The sequence below is a fragment of the Herbidospora solisilvae genome, assembly GCF_009901565.1.
Taxonomy (GTDB): domain Bacteria; phylum Actinomycetota; class Actinomycetes; order Streptosporangiales; family Streptosporangiaceae; genus Herbidospora; species Herbidospora solisilvae.
Window position 1 is genome coordinate 409,039 of record NZ_WXEW01000003.1, and the last position, 16,551, is coordinate 425,589.

The following is a 16,551-nucleotide window of genomic DNA, read 5'->3' on the forward strand; positions in this document are numbered from 1 at the left end:
GTGCAGCATCAGGCATCATTGGTGCCGACTTGAGATAGCCTTTGCGACCATGAAGTGTTCTCTCCACCCCCAGGCCATGTCGTGAGCGAGATCGATCTCACGGTCATCGGGCTGGGCTACGTCGGCATGCCGCTGGCCAAGGAGGCTGTGGCGGCAGGTCTGAAAGTCGTCGGCCTCGACGTTGACGCGCGCAAGGTGGACGCGCTCAACGAGGGACGTTCCTACATCGACGACCTGACGGACGCCGACCTCGACAGCATGCTCGCGAACGGTTTCACCGCGACGCTCGACCCGACGGTGCTGGCCCGGTCCGCGGCCATCGTCATCTGCGTGCCCACCCCGCTCGACGAAGACCACCGTCCCGACCTGTCCGCCGTCGAAGGCGCCACCCGCGCCGTCGCCGAGCAGCTCACCGCCGGCACCCTCGTGGTGCTCGAGTCGACGACCTGGCCCGGCACCACCGACGAGGTGGCCCGGCCGATCCTCGAGAAGTCCGGCCTCGTCGCGGGCGACGACTTCCACCTGGCCTTCTCGCCGGAGCGCATCGACCCCGGCAACCCGAAGTTCGGCCTGCGCAACACCCCCAAGGTGGTGGGCGGCTACACGACCGCCTGCCGCGACCGGGCGACCGAGTTCTACGCGCGGTTCGTCGAGCGGGTCGTCCCCGTCTCCGGAACGCGCGAGGCCGAGATGGCCAAGCTGCTGGAGAACACCTACCGCCACGTGAACATCGCGCTCGTCAACGAGATGGCGATCTTCTGTGACGAGCTCGGGGTGAACCTCTGGGAGTCGATCGAGGCCGCCGCGACCAAGCCGTTCGGGTTCCAGAAGTTCCTGCCGGGCCCCGGCGTGGGTGGTCACTGCATCCCCGTCGACCCGTCGTACCTGTCCTACGCGGTGCGCAAGCTGGGCTTCCCGTTCCGGTTCGTGGAGCTGGCGCAGGAGATCAACGAGCGCATGCCGTCCTACGTGGTGACCCGCGTGCAGCGGCTGCTCAACCGGGACAAGAAGGCCGTCAACGGCTCGAAGGTGCTGCTGCTCGGGGTGACCTACAAACCCGACATCGCCGACGAGCGGGAGACGCCCGCGATACCGGTCGCCGAGGCGCTCATGGAGCTCGGGGCCGTCGTGAGTTACGCCGACCCCTACGTCAAGGAGTGGTCGGTCGAAGGTACTCCGGTGCCGCGCGAGGAAGACCTCGAGACGGCCATCCGGGAGGCAGACGTCACGGTGCTGCTCCAGCAGCACTCGATGTTCGACCTGGAGCTGGTCGAGCGGCAGGCCCGCCTGGTGCTGGACACCCGGGGCGTGCTGGCCACCAGCGAACGCGTCGAGCGGCTGTAAGGGGGCCTGGCGCGTGCACGTGCTCGTCATGACGGTGGTGCATCACCCCGAGGACGCCCGGATCCTGCACCGGCAGATCCGCGCGCTCGTGGACGCCGGTCATGAGGTCACGTACGCCGCGCCGTACTCGGCGCGCGGGGTGGTGCCGCGGTCCTGGGTGAACGGGGTCGACCTGCCCCGGGCGGCCGAGCGGCGGCGGATGAGCGCCGTGCGGGCCGCGCGCAAGGTGTTCAAGAGCATGCGCGGCAAGGTCGACATGGCGCTCATCCACGACCCCGAGCTGCTGTTCGCGGTCGCCGGGGTGCGCAACCGGCCGACGGTCGTGTGGGACGTCCACGAGGACACCCCCGCGACGTTGTCGCTGAAGCCGTGGTTGCCGGCCTTCCTCCGGCCGCCGACCCGGTTCGTGGCCCGCATGCTGGAGAGCTGGGCCGAGCGCAACTTCCACCTCCTGCTGGCCGAGACCGCCTACGCGGGCCGGTTCCGGGAGGCGCATCTGGTCGTGCCGAACGAGACCTGGGTGCCCGACACGGTCTCGCCGCCCGGCGACGACCGGGTGGTCTACCTGGGCTGGTTGTCCGAGGCGCGGGGTGTGCGCGAGGCCATCGAGGTCGGCCGCCTGCTGCGGCCCCACCGGGTGGTCGTCGAGCTCATCGGGTACGCCGACCCGCAGTCGCGCCGCATGCTCGCCGAGGCCGTGGAAGAGGGCGCGCTCGAATGGCGCGACTTCATGCCCAACGATGAGGCGCTCAAGCGGCTCGACGGTGCGCTGGCCGGGTTGTCGCTGCTGCACGACGAGCCCAACTACCGCCACTCCATGCCCACGAAGATCGTGGAGTACATGGCCCACGGCATCCCGGTCATCACCACCCCCTCGCCCCGCGCGGTCGAGCTGATCGAGCGTTACCGCAGCGGTGTCGTGGTCCCCTGGAGCGACCCGCAGGCCGTCGCCAAGGCGGTGCTCGCGCTGCGCGACAACCCCGAGGAGCGCCGCAACGCCGGCGCCCGCGGCTACGCCGCCGCCCGCGGCAACCACCACTGGCCCAACTCCGCGCGTCGATTCGTCTCCCAGCTCGAAGCCTGGAACGGCGTCAAGCCGTAGCCCCGCCCCTGAACGAATCAGCCCACGTCGATCGGATGAGGTGACGGTTTGCGCTGGCTTGCTCTGCTTCTAGGGATCGCGATCCTCGGTGGCGTGGCCACCGTGGTGATCGCCCTCCAGGAGCCCGAGACGCCACACGCCGCGCGGATCGGCAGCACCTCGCCGTCCGAGCCGAGCCCGACTCCGTCCGACACCGGTTTCACCGACCCGTGCGGCACGTTCGACACGAACATGCGCACCCCCTACGCGATCACCGGCTACTGGATCATGCCGTCGGCCGACCGCTGCAACTGGCGCCGCCAGCTGGAGGAGATCCACAAGGTCGGCGGCGACACGGTGGTCCGCATCGGGTTCGGCCTGCAGCCGCGCGGGGTCGACGCCGAGGGCCGCATCCTGGAGACGGCCCCCGACGACCAGAGCGAACCCAAGCCCGACGAGCGCTACGGCCACTGCGTCGAAGACGGCCTGACCTGCTACCAGGCGGCCGAGCGCGACCTGAAGGCGGCCAACCCGGGCAACCGCATCTCGTGGTCGTTCGTCTTCCGCACCGACGAGCAGTACGGCGACGGCGTCTTCCGCTGCCCGCAGATGGAGAAGAAGATCGTCGTCGGCGACCGGGTGTTCTTCCGCCTGATCGCCGACGAAGACGGCTCCGACGACGCCACCTGCGACTTTTCCAGCAAGGGCAAGGGCTACCACCTGATCCTGGTGTCGGCGGGCGCGACCGACAGCCTGACCGAGCTGCTCGACCTCGGCGACCGGTTCGGGATCAAGGTCTTCCCGTCGCTGCCGCTGGCCCCGCGCGACCCGACCGGCGTCACCCGCGCCAACCCGCGCCACATCGGCACGCTCACCACGCTGACCCGCCGCATCCTGCAGGACTACGGCACCCGCTTCGCGGGCCGCGACTCGCTCGGCGGCGTCTACCAGCCCTTCGAGCTGGTCATCAGAGACTGGGCCGACCCTGAGAACGTTCCCACCCTCCAGGTGTACGCCGAACAGCACCGCATCGTCGAACAGGTGCTCCCCGGCAAGCCGATCCTGGTCAGCCCCTACCTCGACGCCCGCAAACGGGTCGACTACACCTCGACCCCCGCGCAGGTGGGCGAGGGCTTCAAGGCGCTGGCCCGCACGGGCGTCGGCATCATCGCGCCGCAGGACTCACGCGGCACCGGCAAGGTCGGCCTGTTCTGGCCGAACTGGAAGAACCAGCCCGTCGACGAGCGGCTGAAGCCGGTGGTGGGGGAGAGCACGTACAGCACCGCCTATTGGGGTGCCACCCGCGACTACTACCGGGCCATGTACGAGTCCCGCCTCGAACTGCGCGACGAGGAGGGCGTCGACGTGCAGCTCTGGGCCAACGTCGAGGCGTTCGAGCCGTCGGCGACCGAGAAGTGCGGCACGCAGGGCACCCGCGGACGCACCGACAAGCCCCGCCTCGACACGGCGGTCACGCTGGTCGGGCCGTACGTGTCGAAGATCATCTCGTACATGTGGAGCGACTTCTTCACCTGCGGCAGCCCGTCGCTGGCCGAAGACCTCGCGACCGACTGGGAACGTCCCATCGCCATCCAGGCCATCAGGGCGAAGCGGCAGATCCAGGACGGCCTGCAGATTCGCGGCTACCACCTGGAGAACGTGCGGGTGACGCTGAGCTGGACCGGTCTGGAGACCCCGCGCGTGGTCGACTCTCAGTCGGTGGGCTGGTTCGACGGGCAGCCGATCGCCGACTTACCACCCGCCGTCGGGCAGGTCTGGATCCCGGTCGACTGGGAGAGCGTGCCGCCCGACGCGTGGGTCAGGGTCGAGGTGACCGCCACCGACGGCCGCAAGGCCGCCGAGCCGGTCTACTACCACAACAACGATTGATCGCGACAGCGTGTAACGTGCCTGACATGGTCCCGCGCATCCCCGTCAGCGTGGATCTCGTCGTGCTTACAGTGAGGTCGAGCGCCCTGTGCGCGCTGGTGTGGCGACGGGATCGTCCGCCCTACCCCGATCTGTGGGCGCTGTCCGGCGGCTTCATCCACCTCGACGAAGACCTCCCGGCCGCGGCGGCCCGCGTGCTGGCCGAACGGGCCGGCATGGCCGGGGCGCCGGTCCACCTGGAGCAGCTCCGCACCTACGGCTACCCCGACCGCGACCCGCGCCAGCGTGTCGTGTCGGTGGCCTACCTGGGGCTGGCCCCCGACCTGCCCGCGTCGACCGAGGCCCACATGAGCTGGCAGCCGCTGAGCGAGCTGACCGAGATGGCCTTCGACCACCGCCGCATCATGCTCGACGGGCTCGAACGCGCCCGGTCGAAGCTCGAATACACCTCACTCGGCGCGGCCTTCTGCCCGACCGAGTTCACCGTCGCCGAACTGCGCCGGGTCTACGAGATCGTGTGGGGCCGCCCGCTCGACCCCCGCAACTTCCACCGCAAGGTGACCAAGACCGAGGGTTTCCTGGTGCCGTCGGGCCGGACGACCACCCGCGACGGCGGCCGACCGGCGATGCTCTACCGGCGGGGCCCGGCCGAGGCGCTCCACCCGCCCATGTTGCGGGTCTGAGCCGCGATTGGGGTCCCTGTTACCGGTGTGATTAGGGATATTCTCCCCCTGTGCTGATATCGGAGCCGCGCACTGTGCCGGCGGCGGCCGCCGTTGACCCACCCTTCGTCCAGCCCCGCTTACGGGTGCTCGACCTGCTGCGGTTCGTCGCGGCCATGGCGGTGGTGCTGTTCCACTTCGGGGAGACGCGCGCGTGGGGGACGGTCAACGCCTTCCCGGCGCTGAGCGGCGTGACGATGTTCGGCTCCTACGGAGTCCGGCTGTTCTTCATGATCAGCGGCTTCGTGATCCTGATGAGCGCCTGGGGGCGCACACCCGGCGAGTTCGTGGTCTCCCGGATCGCACGCTTATATCCGGCCTACTGGGCCAGCGTGATCATCCTGGGCGGGATCGCGCTGATGGGGTTCATCACCGACCACCGGCCCACCCTGAGCGAACTGCTCGCCAACCTGACGATGTTCCAGCACGGCCTGCGGATCCGCGACCTGGAGATCGTCTACTGGACGCTCTGGCACGAGCTCGTCTTCTACGTGATGATCGCCTGCTTCGCGGTGGTCGGGATCACGTACCGGCGGGTGCTCGGCTTCATGGGCGGTTGGATCTTCCTGCTCGCGCTGGCAGAGCGGCTCGACATCTCGGTGCTGAAGGTCGGGCTGGCCCAGTTCGGCGCGCCCTATTTCATTGCAGGCATGTCCCTCTACCTGATCTACCGCTTCGGCAACTCGCTGCTGCCGTGGTTGTTCGTCGGCCTCGCCTACGCCTTCGGGCTGGTCCAGCTGCTCGGCGAGGGGCCGTCGGCGATCAAGCGGTTCGGCGAGCCGCTGGGCACCGCGCTCGTGGTCGGCGTGATCTCGCTGATGTTCCTGGTGATGATCCTGGTCGCGCTCGGACGCCTCGACGGGATCGACTGGCGGGGGCTGACGCTGCTGGGCGCGCTGACCTATCCGCTCTATTTGTTCCACCACCACGTCGGGTTCCTGATGATCCAGTGGCTGAACCCGGTCCTCGGGCACCGGGTCACGCTGCCGGTGGTCATCGGGATCGTGCTGGTCGTGGCGTGGGCGGTCTACCGGTTCGTCGAGGTGCCCGCCCAGCCACGGTTGAAGGCGGCGTTGTCACGCTCACTCAAGATCGCCGACTAGCGGGTTGTTTCGGGCAGATTCCCGGCGTGAGACGCGGCCGGCCTGCGGCCGTCCGCGTCTCACTTCTTCTTCGGCGGCTTGGGCCAGGCCTCGCCCGGCTTCAGTTCGCGGTCGCCGAGCAGCGTGGAGACGGTGACGAGCTTGTAGCCCTTCTTCGTCAGGGTGTCGACCACGGTCTCCATGGCCTTGACCGTCTCCGGGACGATGTCGTGCAGCAGGATGACGGCGTTCGGCTTGGCGAACTTGAGCGTGCGCTCCTTGATGACCTTGGTGTTGCGGGCCTGCCAGTCGAGGGTCGAGCCCGTCCACAGGATCTGCGGCAGGCCGAGCGTCTCCATCAGGGAGCCGACGCGTGAGTTGGTCGCGCCGTTCGGGGGGCGCATGAACGTCGGCGTGATGCCGACGGCCTCCCTGATGACGTCCTGGGTGCCGGTGATCTCGGAGACGATCTCCTCGTCGGAGAGCTTGGTCAGGTCGGGGTGGTCCCAGGTGTGGTTGCCGATCTCGTGGCCCTCGTCGACCATGCGCCTCATCATGTCGACGCGGCTGCCGACCTTCCGGCCCAGGACGAAGAAGGTGGCCTTGGCCTTGTGCTTCTTCAGGGTGTCGAGCAGGGCGGGGGTGTAGGGCCAGGGCCCGTCGTCGAAGGTGAGCGCTATGCACTTGTGGCGCTCGCAGTAGGGCTTGGGCTTCGCGTTCGCCGGTGCGGCCGGGACGAGCAGGGACGTGGTTAAGGCGAGGGCGAGTGCCCCCCGGACGATCACGCGCATGGTGCCGAATCCTAAGGGGTGTTCCTGGGACGACTCTGAGATCGGCACGAATGACCTCAAGTAGGGTGTGGGGCACATCGCCGCAACGGAGGGGTGGAATCAATGCCGCAGTTCAGGGCCGTTCTCGACACCATGACGGCCTACACGCCGGGCAAGGCGGTGGTGTCGGCCGACGGGCGGTCGTACAAGTTGTCCTCCAACGAGTCCCCCGAGCCGCCGCTGCCCAGCGTCGTCGCCGCCATCGCCGAGGCCGCCACGACCGTCCACCGCTACCCCGACCCCGCGGCGGTCCGGCTGACCGAGGCGCTCGCGTCCCGTTACGGCGTCCCGCCGGAGCACATCGCGCTCGGCGCGGGCTCGGTCACCGTCGCCCAGCAGCTCTTCGAGACGGTCGGCGAGCCGGGCGCCGAGGTCGTCTACGCGTGGCGTTCGTTCGAGGCCTACCCGCTGCTCGCGGATCTGTCCGGGGTCTTCTCGGTACGTGTCCCGCTCGCCGCCGAGACCCACGACCTCGACGCGATGGCGGCCGCGATCACCCCCGCCACCCGCATGATCCTGGTCTGCAACCCCAACAACCCGACGGGCACCGCCAACCGCGCGGCCGAGCTCACCGCGTTCCTCGACGCGGTTCCGTCGGACGTGCTGGTCATCCTCGACGAGGCCTACCGGGAGTACGTGCGCGACGAGGCCGTCCCCGACGGCCTGACCATCTACCGCGACCGCCCCAACGTCGCCGTGCTGCGCACCTTCTCCAAGGCCTACGGCCTGGCCGGCCTCCGCGTCGGCTACCTGATCGGTCCCGAGCCCATCGCCGCGGCGGTCCGCAAGACGATGGTCCCCTTCGCGGTCAACCACCTCGCCCAGGCCGCCGCCGTCGCGTCGCTGGCCGCCGAGGACGAACTGCTGGAGCGCGTCGAGCGGGTCGTCGCCGAGCGCAGCCGCGTCCGCGAGGCGCTGATCACCCAGGGCTGGACGGTCCCCGAGTCGCAGGCCAACTTCGTCTGGTTGCGCCTGGGCGACGACACCCCCGCGTTCGCCGCCGCGTGCGCCGCTGAGGGCGTCGCTGTGCGGCCGTTCGGGACGGAGGGTGCCCGTGTGTCGATCGGTGACCGTGAGGCCAACGACGTCTTCCTGAGCGCCGCGCAGGCGTTCAGGGCACACGTCTCCGCTCGGTAGAGACCACCAGCGCCACCCCGGCGACGATGACGAGACCGGCGGCCACCATCATGGCCGTCACGGTCTCGCCCAGGAAGATCATCCCCAGCGCGACCGCGACGACGGGGTTCACGTAGGCGTAGGTCGAGACGAGCGAGATCGGCGCGTTGCCGAGCAGCCACACGTACGACGTGAACCCCACCAGCGACCCCACGACGATCAGGTAGGCCAGCGCGGCCCACGACCGCCCCGACACCTCCGACAGGACGAGGTGCTCCCCGGCCAGCCCGCTGCACACCAGCAACCCGCCGCCGCCGACGACCATCTCCACGGTCGACGCGGCGAAGGGGTTCTTCGGCATGGGCGCCCGCCCCGACATGAACGACCCCACGGCCCACGAGAACGACGCCAGCAGGATCACCACCACGCCGACCGAGCCGCCCGACATCCCGCCGGTCAGCGAGATGCCGGCCACGCCGAGGAACCCGATGAGCACCCCGGTCAGCGTCAGGACGTGGGGCCGGTCGCGGAAGACCGTGCGCATGATGACGAGCCAGAGCGGCGTCGAGGCGACCAGCAGCGCGGCGAGCCCGGTGGAGATGTGCTGCTCGGCCACGGCGACCATCCCGTTGCCGCCCGTGAGGAGCAGCAACCCGACCAGGGCCGCGTCGAGGAACTCGCGGCGGTTCATCCGGAACGCCTCCGGGCCGGTCTTGACCAGCAGGAACACGCCGAGAATAAGGGCCGCCACGACGAACCGGAGGCCGCCGGAGACGAAGGGCGGCATGGTCTCGATGACGAGTCCGATGCCCAGATAGGTCGATCCCCAGACGATGTAGACGGTCGTCAGGAGGATCCACACACGAATGTCACGACCGTCCCGCTGCATGACTCCTGACAATAGCCAAACGGGGGTAAAGCCCTCCAGAGCGGGACCCGAAATCGGGCATCAGCCGTAGAAGGCGGGATCGAGCACCTCGATGTCGGTGATGGTCGTGCCCGTGGGATCGAGACTGAGCCCGATGACCTCCGTCCCGGCCAGCAGCAACGGCAACGACCGGGGGCTCGCCGACCCCGGCGGCGAGGTCAGCAGGTTCCGGCACCCCTGCGAACAGGCGCAGACCCCGAAGTAGGGCAGGTCGTGGACGGTCCTCGCGAGGGGGTCGACCCCGAGCAGGTCGACGATCGTGGCGGTGAGCCGGGGGTGCACCTCCCTCAGCCGGAGCCGGCTCACTGGAGGTACTCCAGCACCAGCAGGCAGAGCGTCGCCGCCCCGAGATAGGCGCCGCCCGACGTCATGAGCGCTGTCGGCGCGGTCTTCCCGGACCGGAGACTGACGATGTAGCAGATCAGCGCGATGACGGCGGAAACGAGAGCCGCGATGATCAAAGAAACGACAGGCGACATTTCCTGACTTTCTTTCTGATAGCGCATAGTGGGTGACCCCAGAGAGATATCAGCGCAGGCCGCCGGACACCCGAAGATCATCTGTTCTTGCACGACTTTCCGCAGGTCTGGACGCCTGTGGACAACTCTGGACGTAACCGGATGACATGGTTAATGCTCGCGCTCACGACGTTTGGGAATTATGGGGCGTAGCCCTCGTTGACCCACTAATCTCGCCACCATCACCGGTCCCGCCGGTGACCTTTCCACGGGGTTCTCGGCCTTTCTGGCCCACGCGCGGTCGCGCTGTCTGACTGTTTGAGAAACGGAACTCGCTCATGGGTGATGCACGCGGGGAGCGGATCGACTGCGCTGTCCTCCTGGCCAAGCTCGACAGCCTGTACCGCAAGGCGGGACGGCCCAGCTACGGCCGGATGTCGGAGCTGGCGCGGACCATGATCAGTGCGGAGAGCGGGGAGGAGTGGCGCCCGCTCTCCACCTCGCACCTGTCCAACATCATGAAGGGCAGGTTCACCCGGCTGCCGGGCTGGCCCCTCATCCGCACCATCGTCACGGTCCTCTACAAGTTCGGCACGATGAACGGCCGCATGGAGGCCTCGCCTCAGGCGATCAGCACGCTCACCCAGGAGTTCGCCGAGGTGTGGGACGCCATCGAGACCCGGGACGCCCCGGCCAGGCCGGTCGCCCAGATGCCCTACGTCCCCGGCGACATCCTCGAACAGGCTCCGGAGGAGGTCCGCCTGCCCCCGGTGAAGTCGGCCGCCTTCCGCATGCCGAGGGCGTGGGGCCGCATCGGCGCGTCGATCCTCCGCCGGGCCGAACAGGGCGACGCCGGCGCCGCCTATCAGATCGCGGTCCTGCTGGCCTGCGAGGCCACCCGCGAGGAGCTGACGCCCGCCTACCGCCGCCTGCTCCTGGAGGCGGCGGCCGAATGGAAGAAGGAGGCCACCGGCACGGTCGCCGAGGCGCTGAACCTCCGGTTACACGGCCCAGGGCTGCTCCGGGCGGCCGGCGACCTGGCCTTCCGACGGCCACGCCCGGCCAAACGCAACGTCATCTTCATCCAGGCCTTCCTGCACGCGGAGGCCTCACTCCAGAAGGCCGCCATCCCCGACGACCAGGGCCGGTGACGCGAGCCTGACGACTGGCCGCACTCGGCGGACCTGCCTCGCGCACATCGTCGTGTGCGGGCAAGCCGGTGTCGACCTCGCTCATGCCGGTGCTGTACGCCCGCCCACCCGGGCCGCGATCATCGTCTCTTCCGTGACCGACGGTTCTCCCGACGATGACCCCACCCTGTGGAAAACCTCGGGTGCCATAAAGGTCCCTGCGGGAGGTGAACTCTCGTCTCCGCGCGGCGCGTGCGATGGCCGTTCACAACCCGGGCATTTCATGACTTGCATTGAGTTTGCGCAATATTGCGCAACTCCAGCCCCGCCTGCCCCGCACTTTCTCGAATCCGGTGAAGTGAATTCTCTGTCCGGATTTATCCGGACGTATCCGTACACATAAAAAAGCAAGTACCCGGCACCCCCGGTTAAGGGGATGCCGGGTACTCACCCGTCTCAGCGGTTCAGCTTCTCCACGATCAGCCGGTAGAGCTGCCGGGGCCGTCCCGGTTGGGGTGTCCGGTTCGGTGGGAGCGGCCACGCGAGTCCCTCGTCGACCAGCGTGCGCAGCAGTCTCCGCGCCGTTCTCGGTGTCACCCCCAGCATCTTGCCCGCGCCCTCGGCGTCGACGACGGTGTCGCCGCCTTCCAGCTTGGCCGCCAGCCGGGCCAGGACCTCGACGCCCTTCGGCTTCGCGGGGCCGGCCGACTGCGGGGGCATCCGGGGCGGGGGCACCAGCGTGCGTCCCTCCCGGTCGACCGCGAAGCCCTGGGCCTGCTTGCCGGCCTGCGTGCGGGCCAGTGCGGCCCGTGCGTGGGTCTCCGCGTCGTGGGTGGTGCGGCCCATGCCGACCCCGACCTCGACCGCCAGGCCCAGCTCGTCGCGGATCCTCGCCGCGAAGGGCAGCACCCGGAAGCCGTCGGTCGCGCCGGCGATCGATCCCCGTGTGGCCACCACCAGGTAGCTGTGGTCGTCGATCGGCCACACGCTGGCGTTGATGCGGTTGGCCTCCTGCACCAGCAGGCGGTGCAGGGAGAGCCGCAGCTCGTCACGCCAGTAACGGGGCGCCGCCCGCCTTATGGGCTCCCGCAGCGTCGGCACCTCGACGAGGATCACCGTCAGCTGGGATTCCTCCAGCCGGTGGTGCGCCCCGAGCAGGGCCGCCGTGTGGAGAGCGGTCCGGACCGCCGCCGACGTGGGCCGGATGCGGACCGTGGGGATGCCCGCCGCCGTTAATCGGTCGGCCACACCCGGTATGCAGGTCAGGGCACCCGTGGTGGCGCCCTGGCGGACCAGCCGCTCGTGATAGGCCGCGATCGTGCCGGTCGCTCCCGGCTCGTCGCGGCTGTGCACCTCTGCCGTGGATATGCCCAGGTCCGCGAACGCCTCGTCGACCTCGCCCCGGCTCAGCACGTCGACGCTGACCCGCCTGGGGTCGATGCGGTCGTCGAGGGCCGCCCGTGCGATCGCGGCCGTCAGGGCCGCGCCGCCCAGTTGGACGTGGGTCGCCGGCATCGTCAGCACCCCGGCTCGCCGTGCCAGCTCGTATGGAATCGGGCTGGCGAATAGGCAGGCGTCGACGCCGCCCAGCCGGGTCACCTTGTCGGATGCCTCCTGCTCGTCCCGGTACGCGGCCGCCACGAGGCGGCACGGCACCGGAGCGGCGGCGTGTCCCATGAGCATGACCCGCTCGACGAGGTCATGGGGCCCCACCACACCGATGGTGAGGTCCGGCGTCCCAGCGCCCATTCCGCCCCCCACGCGGCCGCGCGGTGAGTCTTCAGTGCGCTCGACCAATGTTCGTCCCATCCCGCGTGCCTTCTCGATTGACTTCTCTTTGGAACGATCGCTCCCGGAGGCCGTAATGTCACGCCCGGATTTTCCGGAATACCGTTCTGAGAAGGGCGGCACGGTCCTTTCCCATTATGTTGTGGCTGGTCAATGCCATTATGGACGTCGAACTAGGCAAAAGGGGAAATCTCGCGTTCCACATCGGCGCCGAGGGCCCGGAGCCGCTGCGCGATGTCGGCGTGGCCCCGGTCGATGCGGTAGCCCGACTCGATCACCGTCTCGCCCTCGGCCGCCAGCCCCGCCAGCACGAGCGCGATGCCCGAGCGCAGATCGTGCGCCTCGACGGTCGTGCCCCGCAGCGGGGTGGGCCCGTGGACGACCGCCCGGTTGCCGTCCACCTCGACCCGCGCGCCCATCTTGTTGAGCTCCCGGGCCAGCGCGAACCGGCCGTCGAAGATGCGCTCGTGGATGTAGCTCGGCCCGTGGGCGAGTGCCGCCATCGCCATCAGCTGCGGCTGGAGGTCGGTCGCGAAGCCCGGGTAGGTGTCGGTGATCACGTTGATCGGCCGCAGCTGCCCGTCGCGGCGGGCCTGCACGACGGCGCCCTCCTGGAAGAACTCCACGCCCATCTGCTCCAGCTTCCACCGCACGACACCCAGGTGTTCGAGCGAGGTGCCGAGCAGGGTCACCTCGCCGCCGGTGATCGCGGCGGCCATCATGAACGCCCCGGCGTCGAGCCGGTCGGCCATGACGGTGTGCTCGACGGCCTTGAGCTCGCGTACACCCTCGACGGTGATGAACCCCGTCCCCTCACCGCTGATGTTCGCGCCCATCTTGCGCAGCATCTCGATGACGTCGAGGACCTCGGGCTCCAGCGCCGCGTTCTCGATGACCGTCGTGCCCTGGGCCAGCGCGGCGGCCATGATGAGGTTCTCGGTGCCCGTGTGGGAGGGCCGGTCGAGGTAGAGCGTGGCCCCGGTCAGCCCGGCGGCCTTGATGTGGATCGTGCTCTCCTGCTCGTCGACCAGGGCGCCGAGCCGCTTGTAGCCGTTGTAGTGGAAGTCGAGGTTGCGGGCGCCCAAGTTGCATCCGCCGACCCCCTCGACGATGACCTCGCCGACCCGGTGCAGCAGCGCCGGCACGAACAGGATCACGCCTCGGAAGCGCGAGGCGATCTCCTCGGGCAGCACGGGCGTGTTCACACCCGACGCGTCGATGACCAGCGTGCGCTCCGCCTCGTGGAACTGCACCCGGGCCCCGACGGCCTCGGCGAGCTCGATCGCCCGGCGCACGTCCTCGATCAGCGGGACGTTACGGAGGACCGTCCGGCCTTCCGCCGCCAGCAGGGCCGCCCCGATCATGGGCAGCACGGCGTTCTTCGCGCCTTGAACGAACGCGGTTCCACGCAGCGCATTGCCACCGCGCACGCGGTAACGAACCATGAAGAAAACTCCTCGGTTGGGGGTGGGGAGGATGGTGCGGCAGGTGCGGTAGCCGGGTATCGGCCCACAGTAGCCGCTAGCCGGGGTCATTCGCGGCGAAACCACCCTCGCAAAGTCCGGCCCGTAAGGCTGTTAAAGGCCGTCGCTTACGGGCCCGGTGTTCTGGCCGGGAATGCGAAGTTCGCCGGATTCAGCGCAAGGAACACGAACGACTGATCGAACGCCCGAAACGCTTCGAAATCAGCCCCAAAACCAACATCCGCCCAGGCAGGGGACAGCTTCCCCCACTTCCCGCACAGCGATTTTCGGTCTCCTGTACGCGACCACGGCCCGAAATCCGACACACCGCCACCACCGGCCGAGTAGCGCCGTCGGCGACGTACCGACAGCGCGCCTTACCGGAATACCGCTCTTTCACTTGTCCTATTTTGTCAGGACGCAGCGGCCGGATCAGGGAAAACAGTGACCTCTGTGGTTCGTCTCACCTATCAGTGTCCTTGGGGTGTCTGGGGCTGGCCTGAACGATCCACACGGTGCGTGAGTCGTCATCAATCACATACCGGACCCGACCGCCGCTGGTAACTTCGTACTTCCACTGTTCGAGATCGCGGCCCTTGTGGCGAAGACTGCGAAGAGCCCCGCTGAGGCGATGTCGTCGCTCGGGTTCGGTCATGGAACGCGGGTCGGTTCGCAACGCCTCCAGGCATCGCCGGGTGTTCGCCAGAGTGTGGCGACAGAGCTCGTCCCAGCCCTTCACCACATCGTTGCCACCGAATCGGACATCCCACTCCGAAGCGGGTGGGGGGACCGTGACGCGGTCGCCGCGCTTCGGGCTCACTCGGGCACCTCGCCCGGGCCGTAGTCGCTGATGGTCATCTGCAGGGCTGCTTTGTACTCGGCAGGGTCGGCCTTGATGCGGGCGGTTCCGCGCCAACCTGCGATGACCGCTGCCGCGCTGGTGTCGTTGTCGAGTTCGGCGGCGTCCGACAGGGCTTCGACCAGCTCCAGAGTGAACGAGCGGAGTTCCTCGGAGTCGAGGTGGCGGACCCAGGGGAAGACCTCGGTCATCGCGATGACCAGGGTACGGGCCGTGGGGTCGTGGCGGATCAACGCGAGGAACAGGCGTGAGGCCGTCACCAGGGTCTGGTCGCGGCGGTCTTCGACGTCGGCCGCGGTGAGGTAGAAGTCGGTCGCGTCGCGGTGGGTCACCCGCACCCGCCCGAGCCGGGCCGCGCGCTCGGCGACGGCCCGGGGGTTTCGCGACAGCTCGGAGAAGGTGACCGCTTCTGCGGGAATGGCGCTCATGGCGCCACCCTAGTTCAGAACGTGTTCTGAATTCAGGTCAACGGCCTGCGGCGATGTCGGTTCGGTGGAAGGAGCCGCGCATCTGGATGCGCCCCACGAGTTCGTAGGCCCGCTCCCGCGCCTCAGCCACCGTCTCGCCCGTGCCCACCACGTTCAGCACGCGCCCGCCGTTGGAGACGACCCGCCCGTCCTTCAGGGCGGTCCCGGCGTGGAGCACGTAAGCGCCCTCGACCTCTTCCGACAGGCCCTCGATGGGGTCGCCCTTCACCGGGGTGCCGGGGTAGTTCTCGGCCGCGATCACCACGGTCACGGCCGCGCCGGGGCGGGAGACCACGGCGGGCTGGGCGGCGAGTTCGCCGGTCGCGCAGGCGAGCAGCAGGTCGGCGAGGGGGGTCTCCAGGCGGTCGAGCACGACCTGGGTCTCGGGGTCGCCGAAGCGCGCGTTGAACTCGATGACCTTGGGGCCCTTGCTCGTCAGGGCCAGGCCGGCGTAGAGGACGCCGGTGTAGGGCGTGCCGCGGCGGGCCAGCTCGTTGACGGTCGGGGTGACGACGGTCGTCATGATCTCGTCGACCAGGCCCTCGGGGGCCCACGTCAGGGGGGTGTAGGCGCCCATGCCGCCCGTGTTGGGGCCCTCGTCGCCGTCGTGGGCGCGCTTGAAGTCCTGTGCGGGCTGCAGGGCGACGGCCGTCTTGCCGTCGCACAGGGCGAACAGCGAGACCTCGGGGCCGTCGAGGTATTCCTCGATCACCACGCGCTCGCAGGCCGCGGCGTGGGCCAGCGCGGCGGAGCGGTCGGTCGTGACGACGACGCCCTTGCCGGCGGCCAGGCCGTCGTCCTTGACCACGTAGGGCGGGCCGAAGGTGTCGAGGGCGTCGAGGGCCTCTTCGGGGGTCGTACAGGAGAAGGCACGGGCGGTCGGGACGCCGGCCGCCTCCATCACCGACTTGGCGAAGCTCTTGGAGCCCTCGATCGCGGCGGGTTCGCGCGACGGGCCGAAGCACGGCACGCCGACCGCGCGGACGGCGTCGGCCACCCCGGCGACCAGCGGGGCCTCGGGGCCGATGACCACGAGGTCGACCGCGAGGTCGAGCGCCAGCGCCGCGACGGAGGAGCCGTCGAGGGGCGACACGTCGTGGAGCCGCGCCACCTCGGCGATGCCCGCGTTGCCGGGCGCGCAGTGCACCTCGGCGGGTCGGAGAGCACGGCAGATCGCGTGCTCACGGCCTCCTGAACCGATCACCAGAACTCGCACCCACGCATTCTCTCAGGCCCGGCGACCACGGTTATCCTGGGACCCTGTGATATTTTGGGTTGGCTTTGCGGTGTCAAGTGGCGATTGGAGGTGGTACGGGTGTCTTCTGGCGATCCCGTCAGTACGTGCACGCGCGCGTCTGACGTGCGCGACATCCCTCTCCATTTCCAGATGCAC

General features: G+C 69.1%; 15 protein-coding genes. 7 read left to right on the forward strand and 8 right to left on the reverse strand.

What is annotated here, in order from left to right:
- The first annotated feature begins 81 nt into the window (after positions 1-81).
- From GT755_RS11565 to GT755_RS11585, 5 genes are all read left to right on the forward strand, one after another.
- Complete coding sequence (locus GT755_RS11565; RefSeq protein ID WP_030456316.1) at positions 82-1,344, forward strand: nucleotide sugar dehydrogenase; 1,263 nt, start codon at positions 82-84, stop codon at positions 1,342-1,344.
- A gap of 13 nt (positions 1,345-1,357) precedes the next feature.
- The gene (locus GT755_RS11570) at positions 1,358-2,446 is read left to right on the forward strand and encodes a glycosyltransferase (RefSeq protein ID WP_328794300.1); all 1,089 of its coding nucleotides are present in this window, start codon (positions 1,358-1,360) and stop codon (positions 2,444-2,446) included.
- Positions 2,447-2,539: 93 nt separating this feature from the next.
- Entirely contained in the window at positions 2,540-4,315 is a 1,776-nt protein-coding gene (locus GT755_RS11575) for a DUF4434 domain-containing protein (protein ID WP_328794301.1), read from the forward strand.
- Positions 4,316-4,341: 26 nt separating this feature from the next.
- The gene (locus GT755_RS11580) at positions 4,342-4,998 is read left to right on the forward strand and encodes an NUDIX hydrolase (RefSeq protein WP_161479718.1); all 657 of its coding nucleotides are present in this window, start codon (positions 4,342-4,344) and stop codon (positions 4,996-4,998) included.
- A gap of 50 nt (positions 4,999-5,048) precedes the next feature.
- Positions 5,049-6,140 carry an acyltransferase family protein gene (locus tag GT755_RS11585; RefSeq protein ID WP_161479719.1) on the forward strand — a complete coding sequence of 364 codons (1,092 nt, stop codon included), beginning with the start codon at positions 5,049-5,051 and terminating at the stop codon, positions 6,138-6,140.
- A 59-nt stretch (positions 6,141-6,199) separates the two neighbouring features.
- Here the strand turns inward: GT755_RS11585 and GT755_RS11590 are convergent, their stop codons facing one another.
- A complete protein-coding gene (locus tag GT755_RS11590; RefSeq protein WP_161479720.1) occupies positions 6,200-6,910 on the reverse strand; it encodes a polysaccharide deacetylase family protein in 711 nt (236 codons plus the stop codon).
- Positions 6,911-7,012: 102 nt separating this feature from the next.
- Between GT755_RS11590 and hisC the strand changes: the two genes are divergently transcribed.
- On the forward strand, positions 7,013-8,086 hold the full coding sequence (gene hisC / locus GT755_RS11595) for a histidinol-phosphate transaminase (RefSeq protein ID WP_161479721.1): 1,074 nt from the start codon (positions 7,013-7,015) through the stop codon (positions 8,084-8,086).
- Here hisC and GT755_RS11600 read toward each other — a convergent pair.
- From GT755_RS11600 to GT755_RS11610, 3 genes are read right to left on the reverse strand one after another with little or no spacing between them, the layout of a single operon-like run.
- Entirely contained in the window at positions 8,061-8,954 is an 894-nt protein-coding gene (locus GT755_RS11600) for an EamA family transporter (protein WP_161479722.1), read from the reverse strand. The two genes, hisC and GT755_RS11600, sit on opposite strands and share 26 nt — an antisense overlap.
- A 60-nt stretch (positions 8,955-9,014) precedes the next feature.
- Positions 9,015-9,299 (reverse strand): hypothetical protein, encoded by a 285-nt coding sequence (locus GT755_RS11605; protein WP_161479723.1) that lies wholly within the window; start codon positions 9,297-9,299, stop codon positions 9,015-9,017.
- Entirely contained in the window at positions 9,296-9,472 is a 177-nt protein-coding gene (locus GT755_RS11610; protein WP_161479724.1) for a hypothetical protein, read from the reverse strand. Before GT755_RS11610 ends, GT755_RS11605 begins: the two co-directional genes overlap by 4 nt.
- Positions 9,473-9,789: 317 nt before the next feature.
- Between GT755_RS11610 and GT755_RS11615 the strand changes: the two genes are divergently transcribed.
- On the forward strand, positions 9,790-10,602 hold the full coding sequence (locus GT755_RS11615) for a hypothetical protein (protein WP_161479725.1): 813 nt from the start codon (positions 9,790-9,792) through the stop codon (positions 10,600-10,602).
- Between the two features lie 435 nt (positions 10,603-11,037).
- On the opposite strand, the gene GT755_RS11620 is transcribed toward GT755_RS11615, so the two are convergent.
- From GT755_RS11620 to purD, 4 genes are all read right to left on the reverse strand, one after another.
- The gene (locus GT755_RS11620; RefSeq protein WP_030456307.1) at positions 11,038-12,330 is read right to left on the reverse strand and encodes a transcriptional regulator; all 1,293 of its coding nucleotides are present in this window, start codon (positions 12,328-12,330) and stop codon (positions 11,038-11,040) included.
- A 212-nt stretch (positions 12,331-12,542) separates the two neighbouring features.
- Positions 12,543-13,814, reverse strand: coding sequence for a UDP-N-acetylglucosamine 1-carboxyvinyltransferase (gene murA, locus GT755_RS11625; protein WP_161479726.1), 1,272 nt, complete (start codon positions 13,812-13,814; stop codon positions 12,543-12,545).
- A gap of 834 nt (positions 13,815-14,648) precedes the next feature.
- Positions 14,649-15,119, reverse strand: a complete 471-nt coding sequence (locus tag GT755_RS11630) for a hypothetical protein (RefSeq protein WP_161479727.1) — start codon at positions 15,117-15,119, stop codon at positions 14,649-14,651.
- Between the two features lie 37 nt (positions 15,120-15,156).
- Complete coding sequence (purD, locus tag GT755_RS11635; protein ID WP_161479728.1) at positions 15,157-16,374, reverse strand: phosphoribosylamine--glycine ligase; 1,218 nt, start codon at positions 16,372-16,374, stop codon at positions 15,157-15,159.
- Positions 16,375-16,551: the final 177 nt, after the last annotated feature.

Bases quoted from the DNA above. Each gene is read 5' to 3' on its own strand.
- GT755_RS11580 (WP_161479718.1), top strand. From the start codon at position 4,342: ATGGTCCCGCGCATCCCCGTCAGCGTGGATCTCGTCGTGCTTACAGTG.
- GT755_RS11590 (WP_161479720.1), bottom strand. From the start codon at position 6,910: ATGCGCGTGATCGTCCGGGGGGCACTCGCCCTCGCCTTAACCACGTCC.
- hisC (WP_161479721.1), top strand. From the start codon at position 7,013: ATGCCGCAGTTCAGGGCCGTTCTCGACACCATGACGGCCTACACGCCG.
- GT755_RS11600 (WP_161479722.1), bottom strand. From the start codon at position 8,954: ATGCAGCGGGACGGTCGTGACATTCGTGTGTGGATCCTCCTGACGACC.
- GT755_RS11610 (WP_161479724.1), bottom strand. From the start codon at position 9,472: ATGTCGCCTGTCGTTTCTTTGATCATCGCGGCTCTCGTTTCCGCCGTC.
- GT755_RS11615 (WP_161479725.1), top strand. From the start codon at position 9,790: ATGGGTGATGCACGCGGGGAGCGGATCGACTGCGCTGTCCTCCTGGCC.
- GT755_RS11620 (WP_030456307.1), bottom strand. From the start codon at position 12,330: ATGGGCGCTGGGACGCCGGACCTCACCATCGGTGTGGTGGGGCCCCAT.
- murA (WP_161479726.1), bottom strand. From the start codon at position 13,814: ATGGTTCGTTACCGCGTGCGCGGTGGCAATGCGCTGCGTGGAACCGCG.
- GT755_RS11630 (WP_161479727.1), bottom strand. From the start codon at position 15,119: ATGAGCGCCATTCCCGCAGAAGCGGTCACCTTCTCCGAGCTGTCGCGA.